We start from the raw sequence: 20,970 nt of genomic DNA, 5'->3' as shown, positions 1-20,970 counted from the left end.
TTAGTTTGATATCTTCCTTATTTTTGCTATAAAAAATCCGTTGGTGGAATGGATATGAGGATAGAATCTTTTGGTAAATACCATACTCTCGTCGAATTGGTACTTTGAAAATCTTGTCAAACCATTCATTCCATAATTTAATGGCTCGAGTTTTGCATCTTTGCGATTGTTTAAGAGGTATTGTATTATCATCTCATTTTCTTCTGGCGCAAAGGAACAAGTGCAATATATCAAGAGTCCGTTTGGTTTCAAAACATCAAAACCAGACATAATCAGTTTTTTCTGTCTGTTACTACAGGTTCCCAAATCCACTAAATTACGACTTTTCTTTCTAGAAGTATCTTTCATAATAATCCCTTCACAGGTACATGGTGCATCAAGCAGTACTCTATCAAAATGTAATCCAAGTTTGTCTATCTCCTCTGCCTTAATATTCAACACAATTGTATTCTGTACAAAACAACGTGACAAGTTAAAAAGTAGAGATGCAAGTCTGTTGGAGTTTAATTCACATGCAAAAATTGCTCCCATATTATTTAGTTTTTGAGCGATATGCGTTGTCTTGCCCCCAGGTGCAGCAGCCATATCTAATACAACCAAATCGGATCCATCATCAATTTCTAATTCCTCTACTGCAATACAAGAGCTCAAATCCTGGATGTAATAGTATCCTTTCAAATATTCAATAGTTGAACCGATACTAGGCTGTTTGGATCCAGGGTCATTATCTTTGCTAGATTGCAAATCGTTATCTCTTTGCGCGGTAACAGCAACCTTATTGTCATTGTTATCAGCATTATTTTGATTATCATTTCTAACCCCGTCGACCTTATTTTGAATACCCATGAATCCAGGGTTCTTTATTTCAAATACTTCTTTTAGAATTGTCTCGTTTAAGTGATATCCCTTCTCATCTAATCGCCTCTTTAGTTCCTGTGGATTAGTTTTTAGGGTATTTACTCTTATATAATAATGCAAATTTTTGCTATTATGGATATACTCTAGCATTTTTTCAGGACAAGGGATAAAATTTAGAAATCTAGATATCATCCACTCTTTATATCCATATCTTTTTGATAGGAACCGCGAATGTTCGTTACCCGTTAGAAGCACCGGACAGTCTAAAATATCATCCATTCTATATTATATTTTATCAGTAGTGGCAATTAGAATTAATAGATTTTCGAAATCTATTTGAAGATAAATAGCATGGGATTCAAAATGGAAAATCTTCTATTTTGAATCCCATATCGTGTGTCCTAGTAGTAACCCTCCTTTTGTTTTAAGCAAGATTTAGCTAAGCAGCCTACCTGAGTGTATGTACGGGTTCCTAACTCTGTTTGGCCTTTCTCCACCTAGGTCGACAGTTTCACTCCAAAATTGAAATCGCTCAGATTACTAATCATCATTGCTTTTGATCTCAACTGGATCCTTTTCTATTTCGTTGCCAGAAGTCTCCTTCTAATTATCGCTAATTCAGGTGCCCGTAGTGAGGGAGGAGTTTCCTCTTCGTTATATTACCTGAAGTAACTTGCTCGCTAGCTCACAAGTAAAAATGAAGCTCTAAAGTTATTAACTTTCTTATCTACTAGTCGTCTTTTGGATATTTTTTCTGATTGAACATGATATTACAATACTTTTTTCCAAGTCCAATAATCGTGGTATTGAAACATTTTTGAATCGCTCACTTAACTTGTATTAATGAAATTATCCGCCGTGTAATTTGGTTTTTTAATACAGTCTTTTTGTAGAATTTGTTATCAGGAGTTGAAAATGTGTGGAAAGTAATCCTTTTCAATCGTTATTATCTCATCTTGTCCTAGTGCATGAGAATAATCTTCCAAGATTTCGGAATTTAAATCCATAAATGTATGCCCCCACTTAAATTTATTCAAGATTTCTCTAGCCATTTCCTTGTAATTCAAAATATACAATGCTGCAGATATGGCTTCAACCGTTGAAAGCATTCCTAATTTGGCATAATTGGTAGGATTTCCGGCCAATAAGGCAGGAAGCTTTCTATTATTAAAGAATTTTTTTGACGTGTTAATTACCTGTGTTGCTAATTTCCAGGAGCAATCAATAGCGCAAATGCCTCTAAATTTTTTCATATCATTAGGGGTAACCATTTTTTCAGCGAAAGGATTTAGTACCAAAAATGTAATAGGAACCCTCCTTACTTCCTTAGCCATCTTAAATTTTACAAGTCGCGATGCTGTACACTTGTTTGGATCATCCTGCCTATACATAAGTACAGCCAATTCTAAAGGTATCGCACTGGATTCACTCATCTTTTAATTTTTCTTTCTCCTCTTCCTGTTTATCCTTTTTACCTCCACGAATGAATGAGTATATCAATAATCCAGCTATTACAGCCATTATAATATAGTTTACAGGGGGTTTTAATACCTGAGGTATGATACCCACTTGTGGGATTGTATAGATGACCTTCCCTACATAGTTCTCTTCTGTTATCGGAAAATCTATTCCAGGAATAGAACATTCATTTGCATCTCCCTTTGTCAGAATTGTTTTTTCCTGTATGACTTCATTTATGGCAATAGGAGCACAAAGGATCACGTTTCCGGTCAAATTATTTCCCTTCTCAATGATAGCTGATACCCGATGCACAATAGTCTTATTTTCTTCCGCTGGATCCGGGGCTTTAAAAACGATGATATCCCCTATATTCGCATTAGCAAAGGTGCTATTGTCTTTCTCCCAAACTATTATCAGATCGTTTATGTTGAGTACAGGGATCATGCTACCACTTGCCACTACATAAAAAGGATTAGAATCGGCCAATAGAGTCCTAATAGAAATAAAGGCTATAGCAAATACTACAACAATGATTATGATTATCTTGATATCTTTCCTCTTGTTATCCTTGTTCTTCTTTGACAACTTGTAATAAATAATTTGGATTTTAAACCTTACATAAACATTCTGTTTAAATTTTAATTATCCCTTATTTCATCCCCGTTGAATAATTCGAAGCAGAGTATTGCATCAATATGCTTTTGCAAAGATAACTATCTTATTTGCCTTTTTTCTGCAATAAATACAATCCCTAATTACGTCATTTGTCGTATTGGGTCCGGTTGGGAGGTCTTTTGAATCGAAAGGGATTACCCTAATGTCTGCTCCAGTATCCTCCTTAACCCTAACTTCGCAGTCTTCATTACCACACCACCCAGTCACAATAAAACCGGAATGACCATCCAAAATCCCCTTGAAATCGTCAAAATTTGTTATGATCTTTGTTTTCTCTTTAAGAAAGGTTTCTGCCTTGCAATATAAATCGGATTGCAAACTTTGAAAAATTTTCTCGATTTCTTTACTCAAATTGTCCATAGGGACAATGCTTTTTTGTCTATTATCTCTTCTCACTACCTCCACATTATTGCTTTCAATATCTCTTTGTCCAATATTTATTCGGACAGGGACCCCCTTCATTTCCCATTCATTATATTTCCATCCAGCGGTAAACTCATCTCGTTCATCTACAAAAACCCTGTAGCCTAAAGATACTAAACTATCTCTAAGTCTATTAGCATGGTCTTTGACTAAATGTTCGTTCACATCTTTGTAAATTGGAATAATAATAATTTGGATCGGAGCAACGATTGGGGGTAATATCAAACCTTTGTCATCCCCATGGACCATTATTAAGGCTCCAATCAATCTCCACGATATACCCCAAGAAGTTTGCCAAACAAAATCCTCATTATTATTCTTGTTCAAAAATTTTATTTCAAACGGTTGTGAAAAATTTAAACCCAGGTTATGAGAGGTTCCAAGTTGTAGTGCTTTTCCATCAGGCATCATTCCCTCCAATGCAGTAGTATAATCTGCACCAACAAATTTCTCTTTATTGCTTTTATATCCAGATATTGTAGGAATTGAAAGGACTTTTTCAATAAAATGTTTATAAAGATACAAAATTGTCATGACTTCTACCTCTGCCTCTTTTTTGTCAGCGTGAGCCGTATGACCTTCTTGCCACAAAAATTCTGAATTTCGTATGAAGGGTTTTGTGGACTTTATCTCAGCTCTCAATGCAGTGTTCCAAAAATTCATTTTAAGTGGAAGATCTCGATAACTAGATATCCATTTGGGAAATATTGAATAAAGTAGAGCCTCAGAGGTGGGTCGTAACGCTAATTTTTCATTCAACAGAGAATCACCAGACGATGTTACCCAAAAGACTTCGGGATTGAATCCTTTGAAATGCTTTTCCTCTTTGTTCAACAGACTTTCAGGTATTAAGCAAGGTAAGAATCCATTAAGGTGTCCTGTCTCTTTGAATTTTTGATCTAAATAGATCCTAATGAGGTCCCAGATAGCAAAACCATATGGTCTGAGGACAATGAAACCTTTTGCAGAGATGTAATCCGCTAACCCTGCCTTTTCAACTATTTGTGAATACCATTCGCTAAAGTTTTCATCTTTTTTCACACTAATACCAAATTCCTTACTGATTTTCTGAGACAATTAATCAAAAGATAGCTATGGATTTCTATTTATGAAGCTTATGCTGTTATTACAAGGGCAATAGAAAAAATAACTAGACTATTCCAATGGGTCACCCTTGCAATAAACTACACCACTAATTCTACTATGAAAATTGCTACAAACGTAGCATTGTACAAAGCCAAGTTCCTGTTTGAATACAGGACAATCTATCGATTCTAGCTTCATTCTTTTTAACATTTTTGGACTAACACCCTTTAGTTTTAGTTTACCCTTATCATCCATCATGCCTGAGCTCTTTAGCTCAGCTTTTGCTCTATCACTTATTTTCAAGGTTTTTTCCACCTGCTTTATTGGAACCTCATATTTCGTAACGGGTGATTCACTCATCTCAATTAGACTTAATGTACGGTCTAATTATTTATAAAAATTTTTTTTCCAATTTGAGGACTAAGGTTAAGTATCTAAAAAAAGGGACATGTAGACTACAAGATATCTACTCCTAGATTCGTTAAATATGTCAAAATATGATTATGATGCAATAAGTGATAAACAATACCCAATAATCACTAATAGATGAGATCTCTTTTGTGTAATTAGTACAAACACCTTTTGAAAAGATGTGTGAATATATCGCAGGTCTCTAATTTATTTTAAAGATAGTACAAGAAGAAAAATTAAACGATATTTGTCTTACAAATGAGGTTGAATATGTTGACTGACCTTGTGATTTGCATATAAGTCGAATCGTATATAGATATTTTAAGGGAAATTAATTAAACGAATGTGTCTCAAGTGACACAGGTTAATCTGTCTCATAAATGCAAAATTAATTTCTACTATTGATAAAAAGACTCAATCCAACGACCACCACCAGATTGTGACTATATACTATTGTAGTATGTTAATCAAGTTATAAAAGATAAAAAGATCTCTTTTGTGTAATTAGTCGAAAACAGCTTTATTTCTGTACATCTTATGTAAAGATGTCGTTTCCATTTGTTATCCCACCGTAGGTTATCCAGGAAATCAACACTTTTTAAGTCATTCACCGGTCTTTCAGTCAAGCAGCTTGATGAAATTCATAAAGTGATATCGAATATCCTATCCAAAACACGAGATAAAGAGCTTATCTCACAATAAGAGAAATAGAGAGAAAGAGCTATTTGGTGCTGGTGCTGGTAGACGACGTTTCAAACTGGATGTTAAAGATAGGGGTTATCATCATGGTCTTGGTATACTATCGTCTAAGTACCTCACCTATGTCTTGACAGGTTTTATGTTTGACCTTGGCTTTCTAGGAGTGGAAAAAACTTTCCTCAACAAAAATCATCATTACCTATCAAGAAGGAAAAAGGTTGCGAGCTAGTTGCAGAACAGAAAAAGAGTACAACAAGAACCATTCTGCAAAAAGAATAGTGGTAGAACATGTCATGTCATGCCATGTCATCTGCAGGGATAAAAAAGCACAGGATAATGTATGATGTGCTTAGGAATAGGTTAAGAAAGTATGAGGGAGTTTCAGATATAGTGTCAGCAATGGTAAACTAAAGGATAATGAATACCTGTTAGTTATTAGATGGATGATAATGGCTAGAAGATATGATTAATCCCTGTTGATTACGCAAGAGATCTATTATCAATAGTTATACAACTTTATTATCTATGACGATTTCAATAAGCTGTTTGAAGACGTATGTGATATCCAAGAAAGATACGGAGAAAATACTCAAAACAATAGGGATCGGCTGGGAGGATAAGATATCTATTCCCAAAACTAAGAATATAAAAGTTTTTGAAATTGAAGAAAATAAGAGTATCTTGGTTATCGATTCCCTTGTTGCAGTTTTCATTTCTGAGGAAATTATACTGCCTTTTTTGGGGAGAACCGAAGTCCTGGAAAAATTCCCTTCAGTAATTGTAGACTCGGGTTCTATAAAGTTCATATGTAATGGAGCAAAGGTTTTGCGTCCAGGTATAGTAGAGTTTGGTGAATTCAAGAAAAATGACATAGTAGTAGTAAAGGAAGAAAAATATGGAAAATATTTATCTGTTGGTATAGCACTGGAGGACAGCATTAACGCCAAAGAATTACAAAAGGGACAGATCATAAACAATCTCCACTATGTCGGTGACAAATTCTGGAATGCCTTTAAGGAAATTTCCTTTCGGCTATGAAATTCTTTAATACTACGAATAAAGACTTTATCTTTATATATCCTAACCATTTTTAAAATGACATGCTTACGGGAAAGATGACAGCTACTTGGCTAATCCTTTTAACTATAGCAGGATGTGCTGCAGTTCCAGTTTTGTTAATTTATTATACAACGGTACATCCATTCATCGAAACTCATCCGCCTAAAATAACCCTAGGTTTAGTAGACTTAATTCCAAAGGCCATAATTCTTGGCTTTACTCACACTGTTTCAACTTAGAATCGCAGCTCATAAGCTTGTCAAAAAAATTTAGGAATTTAGTCAACTAATTTTTAATATTTATTTAAATAATCTTCTACTAAAAACTAAAATATATTGACTATGGAATTAAAAGTTCATCCATCATTTTTTAGAGAGTTTGCCACGAAAACGTGGATATCTCCCTATGAAATAGTGAGAGAACTTATTGAAAACGCCTTTGACGAGGATGCAACGAATGTTCTTGTAACAGTGCTAAACAACGGTAACGTGGTAATTGAAGATAACGCAGGGATGAACTCCAATTCAATGGACAAGTTTTTGATATTAGGCTCGCCTCATAAGGCTGAAGAGATCCTTTCACCAAAATTGAAAAGATTAAGAACGGGAAGATATGGTACTGGGCGATTGTCCTTTTTGACTTCGTTTGATCAAATGAAAATCAAAACTAGGTTAGACGATTTTAACAAAACTATCACTATTGATGGGAATACATTGGAAGAGCTGATTACTGGAAAAGCAAAATTACGTGAGATAAGAGAGCCAAAACTCGGTAGAAATGGTACCGAGATCTTGTTGATAGGATCTAAAATTAGCATTGACATAAACAAACTTTCAAAAGAGATTAAGAAACTCTCCATTTTAAAATATCCACTATTTGAAGTGTATATCAAATCTGCTAACAATATTAAAGAATGGGATATGTCCGATTCCCAAATAATACGCTCGCCAGATATTCAAGGTTACAAGCTAGATGTAAATTTAGATAATCCAAGAACCACCGGTGAAATAATTATTGCGAGAAGGCCTCTGGGACAAGACGAGAAAGGAATAGCAATAATGGTAGGTAATCACGTGGTTCTGAGGAGCACATTTGGATTTGACAACAAGCTTAGCCGAGTTACAGGATATGTAAAATGCGACGAACTTACATCCAGATTTGCAGATAAATCGGCTTTAATTGAAAATGATACCTATAACGCTTTTAATCAAAATGTAAAAACCTTCATAATTGATCAGGTACTTCCAAGCCTAACAGAATATGAAGATGTCCTTATCACAAGGGAAGAATCAAAAATTTATAAGGAAATTGATAAAGTTATGGGTCAAGCTGTTTTGGAAACCCTTGAACCTGTGGAAGAGATTCAAGGATTTGAATCGGTTGAGGTTTCATCCCCAGCTGGTGAGAACGGAACAGATGACTCGAGTCACACAAATGATAATCTCACATCCAATCCGTATTCAATTCATGGACATGATAATGATAGAACCGATAATGTATCTTTTACCTTGACACAAGTAGATGGGAATAATGATGTAGAGAACGAGGATGACAACAGCAAACGAAAATTCGATTCAGATCTTGATGATTTGAATGGAAAGAAAACTACAAAGACCTATTCATCAGACAATTATATAGACAATAGGGGTAAGATTTTAAGCAGTACTGAAATCTCGAATTCAGCAAATGAATTTGCCCTCAACGATCCTGCCAATAAAGATAAGGCATATTCACAAGTTTCAAGTAATGATTACAGAGGCAACCTCTCTAATAGCAATGACGGGATGATTCGAAAAACTATTAGAAAGCCTATTCTCAAAAAAACGTTCACGCTAAAAAAAATAGGATACAAGGTAATCCCCTACGAGGATGAAACTGATCCGAGATACAGTTTTACGAATGAAAACATTGTCTTTGTAAACAAGGCTCATTCCACATACAAAGTAGAAGCTCAAAGAGGCGATGAATTCCTATTCAGACACATAACAAATATTGTTGCAGAAGTGGTGGTCGGATCAAAATATCCAGAAGCAAAGGACATCTTAGAAATTCAAAATAAGCTGATATCGGAGGCAATCAAGATTCATGACTATTCAATGTTGAAAAAGTAGACACCCATATAGAAACGACTAAATCTAACTCTTTTTTTTTAATTATTAAATGGCTTTTCAATTTATGCCCGGAGCAACAGCGGTTGGTATTACTTACAATGATGGAGTACTTTTGGCTGCTGAAAAGAGAGTTTCATACGGCAATTTCGTAGTTAATAAAAATACTAAAAAAACATTTAATGTTACTGATCATGTGGGTGCCGCTTGTGCAGGCATGGTTGCTGACATGCAGGTTCTAGTACGCCAGGTAAGCGCTCTATCAAAAATCAGGAAATTGGAAACCCGACGTAATGTCGAACCAAATTCGGTTGCAAAATTGATGTCCGTTATAATGTTTGAAAGGAGATACTTCCCCTTATTGACTCAGGTTGTAGTTGGAGGTGTTACAACTGGCAAGCCAGAAATTTATACTCTCGATCCACTTGGTTCAGTTTTACCAGATAGATATGCCGCAGTAGGAACTGGAGCTGAAATGGCACTGGGAGTAATGGATGCAGAGTTCAATGAAAACCTTGATGAGGAGAAGGCGACTAATCTAGCATTAAAATCCATTCGATCATCCATTCAAAGGGATTCTGCGAGTGGTGATGGGATAGACATTTTGATCATCAATAAAAATGGGAAAAGCGAAAATTCATATCCTGTATGAATCTGAAACAAATATTTTTTCTTATTTATAGTTAATGGTAAAGAGCGATATTTTGCCTTCCAGGTCAAATTAACCAATTAGTTTTTTTATCTTTTATTCATTTGAGCAAAGATTTTAGATATGAAAAGGTAAGATATCTAGAATAAAGTTTTGGTTGTGTAGGATCTAAATCTCGTTCCACCAAAATCGTAACGCTATATTTACTTTTCTTGTAAAAACCATATTTTAAAGTAAATCAAAACGGGCCCGGAGGGATTTGAACCCTCGGCCTGACGCTTAGGAGGCGTCCGCGCTATCCATTATGCACCTTTGATTAGACAAAGTCTGCGCTACGAGCCCACATGAAACTCAGATTATCATATTTTTTGAGATTAACATAATATTAATGCTGAGAAGAATTTACGAGGTTAGATGTAACCATTAGCTTACCTAAAGTAGTGATATTAATTACTGTTTTACCTCTGTCACCCTTATCTACTTCTACCAATCCCAAGTCTGCCAATCCTTTATTTTCCTTACCACCCTGAACATGATAACTTAAAAGAGGTTTCCCATAACCTGAAATTTGTTCTAGTTCTTCCAAGCTGGATACCATTCCGCCTATACTATCAATACTTTTTAGTATTTTTATTTTAGTATCTGATATGATTTCACTGTAACTAAACTTTAGTACTGGTAATAACAGAGGTACTGTATGAGCATGGTCCATTGCAAAAGCCTTTATTCCATTAATAAATGCTGATGAGAGTGCTGCACAACTGATCAATTTATCCCCAGAACTTACATTCATTAGGATCTGATGATATTCCATACTTTTCTTTAATAATACTTCATTAACTCTTTCAATTGTATCCTTTACGACGTTTTCCTTCTCAACAAGAATTATTTCTGAACCGATACCTATTATTGTTTCAATCTTCTTTGAATAATCGATGGCTTTGGATTCATCGCTTGAGTAGCATATTAATATGAGTTGGTGAATTGGAAAATTTCGAATCCCCAGTGCAATTCCATCTTGATCATCGTCACCAAAGGTAGCAATTTGAAGGGTTTTCATTCTATAGTATATTGTAGGATGAACTTTATTAAAAATATTTGCAATTTTTTCATCTTTTTTGAATTTAACGAATAATAAGAATCGAATATTGGAAAATCATGATAACATTAGAAACAAAATGCTATAAGCAGAATTATTATAGATTTCTTAATCAGAGATTGAACATAAAGAAAATTTTTGTATAAAACTAATCAAAGTTTAATAAATGCGCGTTATTTTCAAATCCTAATTGGAATATTGGCCCTAATAGTAATTAACAAACGACTAACCAAATCCCAAATTTCTATTTCTCTAGATAATCAGGTTATTTCGCAATATCTTTTACCAAAATATAGAAAAGAGAGAGACAATGTTGAGATGTCATGTATTGTCCTTGTAAAACACTTGTATCTTGCATGTTTTCTGAAGATTTATCTTAGTTTTTCTTTAAAGACTAGATCTTGCCCCAATATGACAGCATTTGATTACAATTATCTTATTACCGTAAAGAAAATCATTCAGGTTGGCCGGATTTTAACAGATCATCTCGTTTTATGGTTAACATATTGACTTCGTGTTGAACCTTATCCCTAACTCTTATCACGGTCTTAACATCATTCATGCAATAAATCAAATTATCGACATCAGACTCAAATTCATTACTTTTCATTTTCTCTGCTACTTTGGATAGAAAAGGCAAGAAGTAACCATGATCTTTAGTAATTTTTACGAAATTATCCATTTCGTAAATAGACAAATACTCATAATAATATTGCTTTACCTCTTCACTACCTAGGCCAAGATGAATCGCAACTGAAATGATCGGTTTACCTGCTAGAAACATACTATAGGCTTTGGTTTGGTTACTCACAACTTTGGAGTCTTTTTCCCCATCATATTTACGAATTATTCTCCCAAGTTCTCGAAAAGAAATATGCTCTTCTTGGCAAATTTCGCGACTGGATTTCCCTTGTTCGTACAGTTTTATTATGGATTTTTCTTTATGTATTCTTAATTTACCCATCATAAGGTCCCTGGGAAAAAAATGCTTATAAGATTTAATCATTAGGCTACCCCTAAGATTACATTTGCTATCTCTGCTTCCCCTGCTACCCCAAGGCATAGATAAAAAATGCTTATTCTCAAATATTCCAAGAAATAGACAAGACTCTTTTCGCTAATTGATTTGAGTAAGTAGATGATTTATTAAGATAATAGTTCCCGTTAGATTAGCTCATACACTTCATTTGAAACCAAAAATTGCTAAAACAGAAAATCAAAGACAAGATCTAAACCGAGAGATAATATGGAGATTCACATAATCCAAATTTAACGATTCATAAGGGTTATCAAGTTTGTCGTAATCTTGGTTTATCATAGTGATGGTCCTGTACTTACCCGTTTAACTATGTGTTTGAATAACAACCATCGTAAAATTCTCTCAATTTAGAGTACAAAAAATCTCGTTTTAATATTAGGATAATCAAATAATCATAGTACGAGAAAATGTCAGATGTAGATCTTAATATGCGTTCTAGAATCGTTAAAGTCTTAACCGAGCTGGAAAAACAATCAGTTTTAGAAAGATCAGGTTTAGCAGAAGTATCTCATGAAGATTCTATGCTTGCGATTACCAGTGACACTGGAAAATTTTTCAGCATCTTACTATCAGCTATGAATACCAAAAAGATATTAGAAGTAGGAACATCTGTTGGATACTCGACCCTGTGGTTTGCATATTCGTTTTATCAGAATAAAGAAAACCATAGCATGTCAAAAATAAACATCACTACCATAGACAATAATCCACTTAAAATTAAGAAAGCAACTACAAATTTCAAGAATGCTGGAGTCAGTGGTTTAATAGAAATAATTGAAGGAAATGCCTTAAAAGTACTAAATCAATTGTCAAACCATGTTAAGGAAAATCCAGATGATCAATCCCAATATTTTGATTTCATTTTTTTGGATGCTGATAAGGAAAATTTACAAGAATATTTTGATTTGGCTATATCAATAGTCAAGAAGGGCGGAGTAATCGTTACGGATAATGTACTGTACCCTGAAGAATATAGACCAAGTATGTCTAAATATATCGAACATATAAGGAAAAAAGATTTTGTTCAATCAGTAACAGTCCCAATCGGACATGGGGAAGAGGTGAGTTTAAAAATAAGATAACTTTTGAGACTAACGACATGTCATGTAACCCCCTCTTATTTGAAAATTAGAACACAAATGAATTTGAAGAATACTACATCACAGCAGTAACATTTGAATATTTAAAAGAGAATAAAATAATTGTGCTATGAAGGTATATATTGAGACTATCTGAGATATGAATTTATTTGGATCAATCAACACTAAACTTAAACCATTTCGGTTAGTTTTAATGTCGAAAATTGTTACAACCCAAGCGAGTCCGGGTTTGTCTATGAACAAAGATATTAATTTGAACATCTAAATATGAACATGACAAAAATTGTTAAGACGAACCATCCCAATGAAATAATCACACTTGAATTATCAAAGTCTGAACTAGAAGATATTTTGAACTCCGTTGAATGTATGACAGAAAAGGAACAAAGAAAATTATTAGAGAACATACCGTCTACAGAGGAAGGACGAACAAGATTGGACAAATACAAAGCTCTCAAGGAAGATCTCAAGAAAATATCTGAATCCGTTTCGTGAAACTAATTACTATCTGAATGAAATTATATGTTGTAATTCCAAATAAAAGAACTGCAAAATTGATTATTCTATATGTTGCATGAGCCGAAATAATTCATCAAAAATGAAACAAATATTCTAAATAAATCGAAAATATAAAAAATTTGGGTATAGGATTGCAGGTATAGAATTTTTTCATTCGCACCTGCTTTACCTAATCATTGTCTATCCTATTATGCTATTGGAGCTACTGGTTTACCTGTTTCTGTTGTTGTAGTCTCACTTTGAGGAGCTACTGGTTTACCTGTTTCTGTTGTTGTAGTCTCACTTTGAGGAGCAATCATACGAGAGCTGTCAGAGCTTGTCTTTTCATCGTCATCAGAGCTTGTTGTCTTTTCATCGTCAGCAGAGCTTGATTTTGCGTTGTCTTCATCAGAGCCTGATTTTGCGTTGTCTTCATCAGAGCTTGTTGTCTTTTCATCGTCAGCAGAGCTTGATTTTGCGTTGTCTTCATCAGAGCCTGATTTTGCGTTGTCTTCATCAGAGCTTGTTGTCTTTTCATCGTCAGCAGAGCTTGATTTTGCGTTGTCTTCATCAGAGCCTGATTTTGCGTTGTCTTCATCAGAGCTTGTTGTCTTTTCATCGTCAGCAGAGCTTGTTGTCTTTTCATCGTCAGCAGAGCTTGTTGTCTTTTCATCGTCAGCAGAGCTTGTTGTCTTTTCATCGTCAGCAGAGCTTGTTGTCTTTTCATCGTCAGCAGAGCTTGTTGTCTTTTCATCGTCAGCAGAGCTTGTTGTCTTTTCATCGTCAGCAGAGCTTGTTGTCTTTTCATCGTCAGCAGAGCTTGTTGTCTTTTCATCGTCAGCAGAGCTTGTTGTCTTTTCATCGTCAGCAGAGCTTGTTGCCTTATCATCGTCAGCAGAGCTTGTTGCCTTATCATCGTCAGCAGAGCTTGTTGCCTTATCATCGTCAGCAGAGCTTGTTGCCTTATCATCGTCAGCAGAGCTTGTTGCCTTATCATCGTCAGAAGCTGATTCTTTCTGAGGAGTTAGAGATTTACTATCGTCGTCTGGACTAGCGGAGCTTGAATCTTCAGATGGTGTATCAGATTGTGCTTTTGGAGATTGAATATCATTGAATGGAAATACAAGATCGATTCCACCCAATGGATCAGTAGCTGCAGATTCATCCTGAGAGCCAGAAGTGGAGTCATCATCGCTAGATGATGATTCATCCTGAGAACCAGAAGTGCTAGAATCACCAAATGGGAACAATTCATCGAAGCTGAAACCTTCTTTGCTACTTCCGAATAGACTATCAAAATTTAATCCACGGGAACCGTCTTCACCTGAGTTTTGTGCTAATACGTTTTGATTAAAGATTGCTTGTGTACCTGTACCTGTTACTACCACTACTAAGAATATTAATAGTAGATTAAATGGCATAATCTTTAGCATTATTCAAGATCCTTGTTAATCCCATAAAGCAGTTTGATAACTGATTACTTCATCAATAGTACAACATCATGTTCGATAAAAATAAAAGAAACAAAATTAACCTATTTAGTTACATAATAGAACTCTACTATAACGCATCGCTAGTATTCGAACATATTCAGACTGGTTATAGAGAATAGATTTGAATATTAGTAAGTAGAGAGAAATTTGGTTCACAGTGTATAAATTTGAAAAATATATGTCAGTTTCCCTTTATATACTCAAATATTGTTTTGATAATTCCACATAATTATTTGATAACTCTTTTATCCATTCTCGTTCCATGTCATTTATGTCACGGATTTCCTTTGCGGGCAATCCTCCCCAAAGTTTGCCTGAGGGAATCTTGGTGTTTGGCTTAACCACGGATCCTGCAGCAATTATAGACCATTCTCCAAGCTCGCACTCATCCATTACAACAGAACCAATTCCAACCAAAGAGTTGTCTTTTATTGAACAACCATGAAGCGTAACCGAATGACCAATAGTAACATTGTTACCAATGATGGTTGGATATTTATTAGTGGTAACATGAACAACACTATTATCTTGTATATTGGTATTATCTCCAACTTTAATGTAAAAGACATCGCCTCTGAGAACAGTACCAAACCAAATCGATGCACGAGAGCCTATTTCTACGTCACCGATAATTACAGAATTAGGTGCTATAAAACAGTCTGAATTTATTCTTGGAACTTTATTTTTAAAAGGTAATAATGACACAGTCGTCATAATGATGTAATAGGTTATAAATTATTACAGAATAACCGATAAGAGTGAGAACTGCTCGGATCGGATAAGTATGCCGACTTTCTGCCTTTGATTGATACTAGTTTAAATTTGACAATATCGTTTTTATCGTTACGGCCCAAATATTCTTATTATATTCTTCAGGGATCCCCAGGAGACTTCCTGCAGTAATACCGTCAAACAAAGACACCATTCCTGAGGCAACATAAGTCAAGTTAATATCGCCTTTAATGAATCCTTTGTCACTTTGGATCTGCAAATAGTTTTCAACAACTTTATAGATTTTGAGTCTATGTTTGAACAAGATTATTTTTAATTTTGGGTTGCGTGTTGATTCTGATAATGCCTCAAAAAAGACTTTTGCACTACCTTCCTTTTGTATTTTTTGAAAGTTTTCATAAAATAATTCTGCATTAGATATTAGATCATCCCTACTTTTGGTAAATAATTGATCAAGTTGAATCTTTAGTAGGTCAAGACTATCCTCACAAATTGCGTTAAATAAATCTTCTTTATTGTCAAAATAATTATATAATGTTCCCTTACTTAAATCAGCCAAAAGAGATATCTCATCCATTCGAGTTCGATCGAATCCATTCTTAGAAAAGCATTCAATTGCTGATTGGATAATCCTACCTCGTACTTCTTGCTTATGTTGAGATGTTACCTTTGGACACATCAATATTCACCCATTTCAAGATTTCTGTAATAAGACTTGTATATGCTAAGGTTTACTATTTCATTATTAGACATATCTGATTTTCCACCTTTTTTTGACAAAAAATTTATGGCGTACAGTACCATGGGTATTGTGTAATTATTAATTACTTCTAGATTTCTAGTATAATTTTTTATACCATTAAGCAAAGGGGTAATTTTCATTCTTAACTGTAAAAAAGACTTTGAAGCAAGTTCTTTGGAATTAAAAATAAGTCTGTACACGAACAAGTTAATTTAGGTCTGGCTACTAATAAACATGTCTGACCAGTCAGTTTAATTTATTAAGGAGTATTTGTAAGGTAAAGTCATGATTCCATTAAGAAGGGAAAATGACCAGTCTTTAGACGATATGCGTTTGGAGACACAAGAACAATTTAGTTATTCAGATAGTGTCCTTAGCCCTACTAATCCACTTACATATGAAAAGTTAAATGTCCAAAATGTTAACATCCGTAAGAATGAGAAGGTTGTTATCATAGGACTTGGCCAGCTTGGTCTTCCAGTTGCAAAGTATGTTAAAGAACATGGTTTTGATACTTTTGGATATGATATAAATCAAAAAACCATGCAGTCAGCTGAAGCCAATTATGGAATAAAACAAGCAACCAACTTTGGTGATTTTGACGTACTAATTATTTGCGTATCTACACATAGACCAGACGATATGTTTACACCACAAGTAGATGGTTTGATGTCTGTTGTTGAAAAGATATCTAGAGAAGCTAAAGCAGGTGCATTAATATCAATTGAAAGTACTATACCAAAGGGTACATCAAAAAGAGTATTTGAAAAAGTAGACCATAGACTACATGTTGTACATGCACCACATAGATGGTATGCATTAGAAGAAGAAGTTCACGGTGTTAATCAATTACGTATTGTAGGTGGTGTAAGCAACTGCTGTTTGCAACATGGTCTTAACTTTTATGATGGACGTGAGGTAGTGCCTCAAACAACAGAAACAGCTACATCTACAGCTGGCATAAAAAGTCTATCAATTCCAATGCACCCAGTATCATCAGTTGAAGTAGCAGAACTAACAAAAATAGTAGAAAATGCTCATAGATATCTTCAAATAGCATTTGCAGAAGAGCTTTATCTTTATTGTAAGTCTAATAGCATTAGTTTTTCAGAATTACGTGAATCACTCAATACAAAATGGAATGTAGAAGTACTAGAACCAAGAGATGGAATAGGAGGTCACTGTCTTCCAAAAGATACAAAGATGTTTATCAATTCATCTAACACAATAAGAAGCAAGATACTTCAAGCAGCCATGGAGATTGATGAGGACTATAGAGAATATAGAAATAAATTAGAGAAGGAAGTTAAAATTCCAGCTGTATGATCGCCTAACTTTTTACCATTTCTTACTAAACTAGGACATCTCTCCATGAAAAACATAAAACCAGATGCCAGCGAAAAGATTCACGAATCCACGTGGATAACACTGGCAATATTGGGATCGACAATTTTGATCACGATGTATGGAGAAACCATGCTTTTACCAGCTATTAGTGATATAATTAGCGATTTTGATATTTCATATAGTACCTCGTCATGGATTCTGACGGCCTACTTAATTTCAGGAGCAGTCATGACGCCTATTGCAGGAAAATTATCAGACATATACGGCAGGAAGAAAATGGTGCTTGTGATTTTTATTATTTATATTATAGGGATCGCCATAGGAGGATTGTCAACAAATATTTACACTTTAGTTTTGGCAAGAATCATTCAAGGGATAGGCATTTCAATGTTTCCTATAGCATTTGGCATCATAAGAGACCAATTTCCGATGTCCAAGATTGCAATTGGGATAGGAATTTTCAGTTCGATGTTTGCTGCAGGATCAGTTGTTGGAATGGCCATAGGTGGGACAATAGTCCAAAATTTTGGATGGCAGGCTACGTTTTTCACGATAATACCAGTGGCAATCATACTTTGGATCATAATCAAGAAGCGAATAAAGGACGATGACACAGTAAGTATCAACGATGATGGTGAACAAAATTTAGAGTTCAACCGACCCAAAAAGGAAAATGTACAGTTAGATCAAAGTAATCTTAGTGGTAAGAAAATCAAACATCATATCGATATTAAGGGAGCAATGTCGCTAGCATTATCAATTTCAGCTTTCTTATTAACTTTAACATATTTTGCTAACATAAATAGCGAATCCAATAACTTTACATCGTTTGATGGTATCGTTCTGGGGTCACTTGTTACACTGACGATTTGCTCAATGATAGCGTTTGTAATCGTTGAAAGAAAGGCAAAGGATCCGTTAATACCACTCAAATTAATATCAGACAGGATTTTGCTTCCCTCAAATATTATCCTCTTAGTCTTTGGAATCACAATGTTTATGATTTATCAAACCATACCAATTTTGGTTACTAGCCCAATACCGTTTGGATTTGGCGGGGAAGCAATGGATAGTGCAATGGTTCAATTGCCATTCATGATAATTTTCCTAATATTTGCTCCTTCCTCTGGGTTTATAGTATCAAAAATAGGAAATTTCAAGCCAATTGTTGTAGGTAGTGTTTTGACTACAATTGGTTTTGCCAGTTTATTTGTATTTCATACAAGTGAATTTTTAATTTCACTAAATTTGATAATAATCTCCGCAGGATTATCATTGACACAAGTAGGAGCTTTTAATATCACATTACAACATACACCCCATCAATATAGTGGAGTCTCGATCGGGATATCAGTAGTACTAGTCTTAATGGGAAGTTCCATAGGTCCAGTAATTGCCTCAACTTATATGCAAGCTTTTCAAGAGTCAGTAGTCGGCATTGGGGGAGAATCATTTCCTTCTCCATTATCGTATGATCTCATCTTTATTACCGCAACCATAATTTCTATGATATCCTTCCCCTGCATGATACTATTGAAAAGAAGAACCAGTCAAATTATCCCGAATAGAGCATGAACCATAGATTCCCCAATTGCCACGGTTTCCCATTAGTACAGCTGGGTATCATGTAAGAAAAATTATGAGTTGAAATGAAATTCCCCATATTCAGTAAGGTGAGTCCCCACACTAAATATTCTACAAAGAATCAAGAATTAAGGATCATGTTTCATTATTCCGACCCATGTATATAACAAAAAATCCTCATATCAAAACAGTTCAACGAATATATTTATCGGAATTCCATTAGCTCGCATACCAATTCTGATTTTACCAGTCTCATACGATATATCACCTATACTATCCTTTAATCCTCGCGATGCAAAATGCAAATGATTGCTCCGCAGGTTTATTTTATAGGTCCCGTCATTTTCATTTTGAAGTCCTGACAAAAACTTCAGGTTCCCGTTAATTATCAATTCATCAAGTTCTCTACACATAGGCTTGATAATATTCCAAGCTTCAGTTTCTGCTATTTCTTTGGTCAATCCTTGTCAATAATCAAGGCCGATTATTATTGGTTGAGATCGATCCGTGTTAGATCCCATGACAAATATTAAATGTTTATCACCACGATCCCGATGCTAATCAACTAAACTTCAAATAATACCGTAAATAGGTACTGCTCAAATCGGATTTAATGTTTTAGAGTAATCAACATAAGAAGGAAGATTGTTAGTTGATATCAAGATGCCCGAAAAAGACATTAAGATTTTTTGGAAACGCAAATCCTTTTTCAAAAAATCGTTTAGTGCTAGAATTAGATCATTTGGAAACTAGAACTTCATTCCCTTTTACCTCAGTCCCTAATTCATAGGCATTAGTCACATCTTTTACAAAGAGAACGCCGTATGGTTCGTCTTGTTTATCAAAACTATTCATTATTTCCTCAATGATTTGGTTAACAATCGAGTCCGAAACTATGGATATCACAAGCACACGTCCTATAAATTTAGGTACTGTGGTCCTACCGGTTTGATATGAATGAATAATTTCGGAGGTAGATCGTGGAGTTCTACCAGTTCCCTGGATATCAAAAAAGGTAATACCCAACTTATGCTTTTGTAGAATATCAGTCACTTTCGAAAGATCGTTCGGTCGAATATAAACATTGATTTCTTTCATGAAAATAGATACATAATCCCTAAATTAAACTTTACTAATTCTATTTACACACATTAATAATCATGGTTCAATAGATGCTACTTTTATCATCCCCTATGCACTTTAGTTAGTAACAAATTGAACAGAGCATATGATCAAAATTCAATAAACAAATCAGTAACTAAAAAGAAGTATTATTTAGTTTTTATTTTAGTTTAACTTTAGAAAACAAGAATGGATCTAATTTTTTGGCTTTAGTTAGGCAAATCTGCGCATTTTCCAAATTTCCCTGCATCTCAAGGCATCTTCCTTTGTTATACCAGGCCTTGGAATAATTTTTATCAATAGAAATAGCCTTATCAAAACAATTAATGGCTTCATCCACTCTTTTCTTTTTGATTAGGGTTAAACCCATATTATGCCACGTTATCCGATTTTTTGGATTAATTTCCAATGCCTTAGAATACATTTTTAAAGATTCGTCCAATATTCCCATCTTGTCAAATACGAGGGCCTTATCACCATAAGCAGAATCAAACGTGGGATCTAGCCTTATCACCTTATCAAAAATATCTAGAGCCTTTTCAAAATTATTCCTACTGGCCTCTTTTTCCCCATACCTTACCAGTTCTCCAAGACTGATGGTTTGATCTGTAATCGAACTTTCGTTACCAACATCTTTGTATCTATTCTTAAAATAGTTTGCATTTATTTTAAACAACTACATACTCCCAATTTGTCTAAAATATAAAAACACAAACTGATATCCCTTTTCTCAACATGAGGAACTTTGAAATCCAATTCGTCTTGTAAATCTTGAATAAAATCAT

23 protein-coding genes, 1 tRNA gene and 1 other RNA gene are annotated in these 20,970 nt (G+C 34.6%); 9 read left to right on the top strand and 16 right to left on the bottom strand.

Features of this window, described 5'->3' with window-relative positions; all coding sequences use genetic code 11:
* The 6 genes from NMY3_RS06245 to NMY3_RS06220 all read right to left on the bottom strand — a co-directional run bounded on the left by NMY3_RS06245 (window position 1) and on the right by NMY3_RS06220 (window position 4,863).
* Window positions 1-1,137 carry an NOL1/NOP2/sun family putative RNA methylase gene (locus NMY3_RS06245; RefSeq protein ID WP_196818055.1) on the bottom strand — a complete coding sequence of 379 codons (1,137 nt, stop codon included), beginning with the start codon at window positions 1,135-1,137 and terminating at the stop codon, window positions 1-3.
* 117 nt (window positions 1,138-1,254) lie between these two features.
* Window positions 1,255-1,547, bottom strand: an RNA gene (gene rnpB, locus NMY3_RS06240) — RNase P RNA component.
* A gap of 213 nt (window positions 1,548-1,760) precedes the next feature.
* Entirely contained in the window at window positions 1,761-2,291 is a 531-nt protein-coding gene (locus tag NMY3_RS06235; protein ID WP_196818054.1) for a DUF367 family protein, read from the bottom strand.
* The gene (locus tag NMY3_RS06230; protein ID WP_196818053.1) at window positions 2,284-2,904 is read right to left on the bottom strand and encodes a signal peptidase I; all 621 of its coding nucleotides are present in this window, start codon (window positions 2,902-2,904) and stop codon (window positions 2,284-2,286) included. Before NMY3_RS06230 ends, NMY3_RS06235 begins: the two co-directional genes overlap by 8 nt.
* 105 nt (window positions 2,905-3,009) lie before the next feature.
* Window positions 3,010-4,482 (bottom strand): proline--tRNA ligase, encoded by a 1,473-nt coding sequence (gene proS, locus NMY3_RS06225; protein WP_425319398.1) that lies wholly within the window; start codon window positions 4,480-4,482, stop codon window positions 3,010-3,012.
* A 90-nt stretch (window positions 4,483-4,572) separates the two neighbouring features.
* On the bottom strand, window positions 4,573-4,863 hold the full coding sequence (locus NMY3_RS06220) for a hypothetical protein (RefSeq protein ID WP_196818051.1): 291 nt from the start codon (window positions 4,861-4,863) through the stop codon (window positions 4,573-4,575).
* Window positions 4,864-5,831: 968 nt separating this feature from the next.
* Between NMY3_RS06220 and NMY3_RS16880 the strand changes: the two genes are divergently transcribed.
* From NMY3_RS16880 to NMY3_RS06200, 5 genes are all read left to right on the top strand, one after another.
* Window positions 5,832-5,957, top strand: coding sequence for a hypothetical protein (locus NMY3_RS16880; protein WP_257720011.1), 126 nt, complete (start codon window positions 5,832-5,834; stop codon window positions 5,955-5,957).
* Between the two features lie 181 nt (window positions 5,958-6,138).
* Window positions 6,139-6,651 carry a PUA domain-containing protein gene (locus NMY3_RS06215; protein WP_196818050.1) on the top strand — a complete coding sequence of 171 codons (513 nt, stop codon included), beginning with the start codon at window positions 6,139-6,141 and terminating at the stop codon, window positions 6,649-6,651.
* Window positions 6,652-6,713: 62 nt separating this feature from the next.
* Complete coding sequence (locus NMY3_RS06210; protein WP_196818049.1) at window positions 6,714-6,911, top strand: hypothetical protein; 198 nt, start codon at window positions 6,714-6,716, stop codon at window positions 6,909-6,911.
* Window positions 6,912-7,013: 102 nt separating this feature from the next.
* Entirely contained in the window at window positions 7,014-8,783 is a 1,770-nt protein-coding gene (locus NMY3_RS06205) for an ATP-binding protein (protein WP_196818048.1), read from the top strand.
* 49 nt (window positions 8,784-8,832) lie between these two features.
* Window positions 8,833-9,432, top strand: coding sequence for a proteasome subunit beta (locus NMY3_RS06200; protein WP_196818047.1), 600 nt, complete (start codon window positions 8,833-8,835; stop codon window positions 9,430-9,432).
* Window positions 9,433-9,673: 241 nt separating this feature from the next.
* Here NMY3_RS06200 and NMY3_RS06195 read toward each other — a convergent pair.
* The 3 genes from NMY3_RS06195 to NMY3_RS06185 form a co-directional block, all read right to left on the bottom strand.
* Window positions 9,674-9,771, bottom strand: a tRNA-Arg gene (locus NMY3_RS06195).
* 43 nt (window positions 9,772-9,814) lie between these two features.
* Window positions 9,815-10,489 (bottom strand): hypothetical protein, encoded by a 675-nt coding sequence (locus tag NMY3_RS06190; RefSeq protein WP_196818046.1) that lies wholly within the window; start codon window positions 10,487-10,489, stop codon window positions 9,815-9,817.
* A 493-nt stretch (window positions 10,490-10,982) separates the two neighbouring features.
* Complete coding sequence (locus tag NMY3_RS06185) at window positions 10,983-11,534, bottom strand: hypothetical protein (RefSeq protein WP_196818045.1); 552 nt, start codon at window positions 11,532-11,534, stop codon at window positions 10,983-10,985.
* Between the two features lie 461 nt (window positions 11,535-11,995).
* On the opposite strand from NMY3_RS06185, the gene NMY3_RS06180 reads away from it, so the two are divergent.
* Both NMY3_RS06180 and NMY3_RS06175 read left to right on the top strand, forming a co-directional pair.
* Window positions 11,996-12,649, top strand: coding sequence for an O-methyltransferase (locus NMY3_RS06180; RefSeq protein WP_196818044.1), 654 nt, complete (start codon window positions 11,996-11,998; stop codon window positions 12,647-12,649).
* Window positions 12,650-12,940: 291 nt separating this feature from the next.
* Window positions 12,941-13,162 carry a hypothetical protein gene (locus NMY3_RS06175; protein WP_196818043.1) on the top strand — a complete coding sequence of 74 codons (222 nt, stop codon included), beginning with the start codon at window positions 12,941-12,943 and terminating at the stop codon, window positions 13,160-13,162.
* Between the two features lie 212 nt (window positions 13,163-13,374).
* Here NMY3_RS06175 and NMY3_RS06170 read toward each other — a convergent pair whose 3' ends face one another.
* From NMY3_RS06170 to NMY3_RS16665, 4 genes are all read right to left on the bottom strand, one after another.
* Window positions 13,375-14,598: a hypothetical protein gene (locus tag NMY3_RS06170; protein ID WP_231100361.1), complete on the bottom strand. Its 1,224-nt coding sequence runs from the start codon at window positions 14,596-14,598 to the stop codon at window positions 13,375-13,377.
* A gap of 252 nt (window positions 14,599-14,850) precedes the next feature.
* Window positions 14,851-15,372, bottom strand: a complete 522-nt coding sequence (locus NMY3_RS06165) for a gamma carbonic anhydrase family protein (RefSeq protein ID WP_196818041.1) — start codon at window positions 15,370-15,372, stop codon at window positions 14,851-14,853.
* Window positions 15,373-15,469: 97 nt separating this feature from the next.
* A complete protein-coding gene (locus NMY3_RS06160) occupies window positions 15,470-16,069 on the bottom strand; it encodes a TetR/AcrR family transcriptional regulator (RefSeq protein WP_196818040.1) in 600 nt (199 codons plus the stop codon).
* Window positions 16,069-16,332, bottom strand: a complete 264-nt coding sequence (locus NMY3_RS16665) for a hypothetical protein (RefSeq protein ID WP_231100360.1) — start codon at window positions 16,330-16,332, stop codon at window positions 16,069-16,071. Before NMY3_RS16665 ends, NMY3_RS06160 begins: the two co-directional genes overlap by 1 nt.
* An 85-nt stretch (window positions 16,333-16,417) precedes the next feature.
* On the opposite strand from NMY3_RS16665, the gene NMY3_RS06155 reads away from it, so the two are divergent.
* Window positions 16,418-17,458 carry an NAD(P)-binding domain-containing protein gene (locus NMY3_RS06155; RefSeq protein WP_196818039.1) on the top strand — a complete coding sequence of 347 codons (1,041 nt, stop codon included), beginning with the start codon at window positions 16,418-16,420 and terminating at the stop codon, window positions 17,456-17,458.
* A gap of 45 nt (window positions 17,459-17,503) precedes the next feature.
* Window positions 17,504-19,054, top strand: a complete 1,551-nt coding sequence (locus tag NMY3_RS06150) for an MFS transporter (protein ID WP_196818038.1) — start codon at window positions 17,504-17,506, stop codon at window positions 19,052-19,054.
* Window positions 19,055-19,245: 191 nt separating this feature from the next.
* Here NMY3_RS06150 and NMY3_RS06145 read toward each other — a convergent pair whose 3' ends face one another.
* The 3 genes from NMY3_RS06145 to NMY3_RS06135 form a co-directional block, all read right to left on the bottom strand.
* Window positions 19,246-19,524 (bottom strand): hypothetical protein, encoded by a 279-nt coding sequence (locus NMY3_RS06145; RefSeq protein ID WP_196818037.1) that lies wholly within the window; start codon window positions 19,522-19,524, stop codon window positions 19,246-19,248.
* 277 nt (window positions 19,525-19,801) lie between these two features.
* On the bottom strand, window positions 19,802-20,161 hold the full coding sequence (locus NMY3_RS06140) for a P-II family nitrogen regulator (protein ID WP_196818036.1): 360 nt from the start codon (window positions 20,159-20,161) through the stop codon (window positions 19,802-19,804).
* 184 nt (window positions 20,162-20,345) lie between these two features.
* Window positions 20,346-20,861, bottom strand: a complete 516-nt coding sequence (locus NMY3_RS06135; RefSeq protein WP_196818035.1) for a tetratricopeptide repeat protein — start codon at window positions 20,859-20,861, stop codon at window positions 20,346-20,348.
* Window positions 20,862-20,970: the final 109 nt, after the last annotated feature.

This window comes from Candidatus Nitrosocosmicus oleophilus, from assembly GCF_000802205.1.
GTDB lineage: Archaea > Thermoproteota > Nitrososphaeria > Nitrososphaerales > Nitrososphaeraceae > Nitrosocosmicus > Nitrosocosmicus oleophilus.
The sequence above is the reverse complement of the archived record's forward strand: the minus strand, read 5'-3'. Positions and strand labels throughout refer to the sequence as shown.

What these genes read in the sequence shown, in the direction of transcription:
- NMY3_RS06245 (WP_196818055.1), bottom strand. Translation starts at nt 1,137, where the DNA reads ATGGATGATATTTTAGACTGTCCGGTGCTTCTAACGGGTAACGAACAT.
- NMY3_RS06235 (WP_196818054.1), bottom strand. Translation starts at nt 2,291, where the DNA reads ATGAGTGAATCCAGTGCGATACCTTTAGAATTGGCTGTACTTATGTAT.
- NMY3_RS06220 (WP_196818051.1), bottom strand. Translation starts at nt 4,863, where the DNA reads ATGAGTGAATCACCCGTTACGAAATATGAGGTTCCAATAAAGCAGGTG.
- NMY3_RS06215 (WP_196818050.1), top strand. Translation starts at nt 6,139, where the DNA reads ATGACGATTTCAATAAGCTGTTTGAAGACGTATGTGATATCCAAGAAA.
- NMY3_RS06210 (WP_196818049.1), top strand. Translation starts at nt 6,714, where the DNA reads ATGCTTACGGGAAAGATGACAGCTACTTGGCTAATCCTTTTAACTATA.
- NMY3_RS06205 (WP_196818048.1), top strand. Translation starts at nt 7,014, where the DNA reads ATGGAATTAAAAGTTCATCCATCATTTTTTAGAGAGTTTGCCACGAAA.
- NMY3_RS06200 (WP_196818047.1), top strand. Translation starts at nt 8,833, where the DNA reads ATGGCTTTTCAATTTATGCCCGGAGCAACAGCGGTTGGTATTACTTAC.
- NMY3_RS06190 (WP_196818046.1), bottom strand. Translation starts at nt 10,489, where the DNA reads ATGAAAACCCTTCAAATTGCTACCTTTGGTGACGATGATCAAGATGGA.
- NMY3_RS06185 (WP_196818045.1), bottom strand. Translation starts at nt 11,534, where the DNA reads ATGATTAAATCTTATAAGCATTTTTTTCCCAGGGACCTTATGATGGGT.
- NMY3_RS06180 (WP_196818044.1), top strand. Translation starts at nt 11,996, where the DNA reads ATGCGTTCTAGAATCGTTAAAGTCTTAACCGAGCTGGAAAAACAATCA.
- NMY3_RS06175 (WP_196818043.1), top strand. Translation starts at nt 12,941, where the DNA reads ATGACAAAAATTGTTAAGACGAACCATCCCAATGAAATAATCACACTT.
- NMY3_RS06170 (WP_231100361.1), bottom strand. Translation starts at nt 14,598, where the DNA reads ATGCTAAAGATTATGCCATTTAATCTACTATTAATATTCTTAGTAGTG.
- NMY3_RS06165 (WP_196818041.1), bottom strand. Translation starts at nt 15,372, where the DNA reads ATGACGACTGTGTCATTATTACCTTTTAAAAATAAAGTTCCAAGAATA.
- NMY3_RS06160 (WP_196818040.1), bottom strand. Translation starts at nt 16,069, where the DNA reads ATGTGTCCAAAGGTAACATCTCAACATAAGCAAGAAGTACGAGGTAGG.
- NMY3_RS06155 (WP_196818039.1), top strand. Translation starts at nt 16,418, where the DNA reads ATGATTCCATTAAGAAGGGAAAATGACCAGTCTTTAGACGATATGCGT.
- NMY3_RS06150 (WP_196818038.1), top strand. Translation starts at nt 17,504, where the DNA reads ATGAAAAACATAAAACCAGATGCCAGCGAAAAGATTCACGAATCCACG.
- NMY3_RS06140 (WP_196818036.1), bottom strand. Translation starts at nt 20,161, where the DNA reads ATGAAAGAAATCAATGTTTATATTCGACCGAACGATCTTTCGAAAGTG.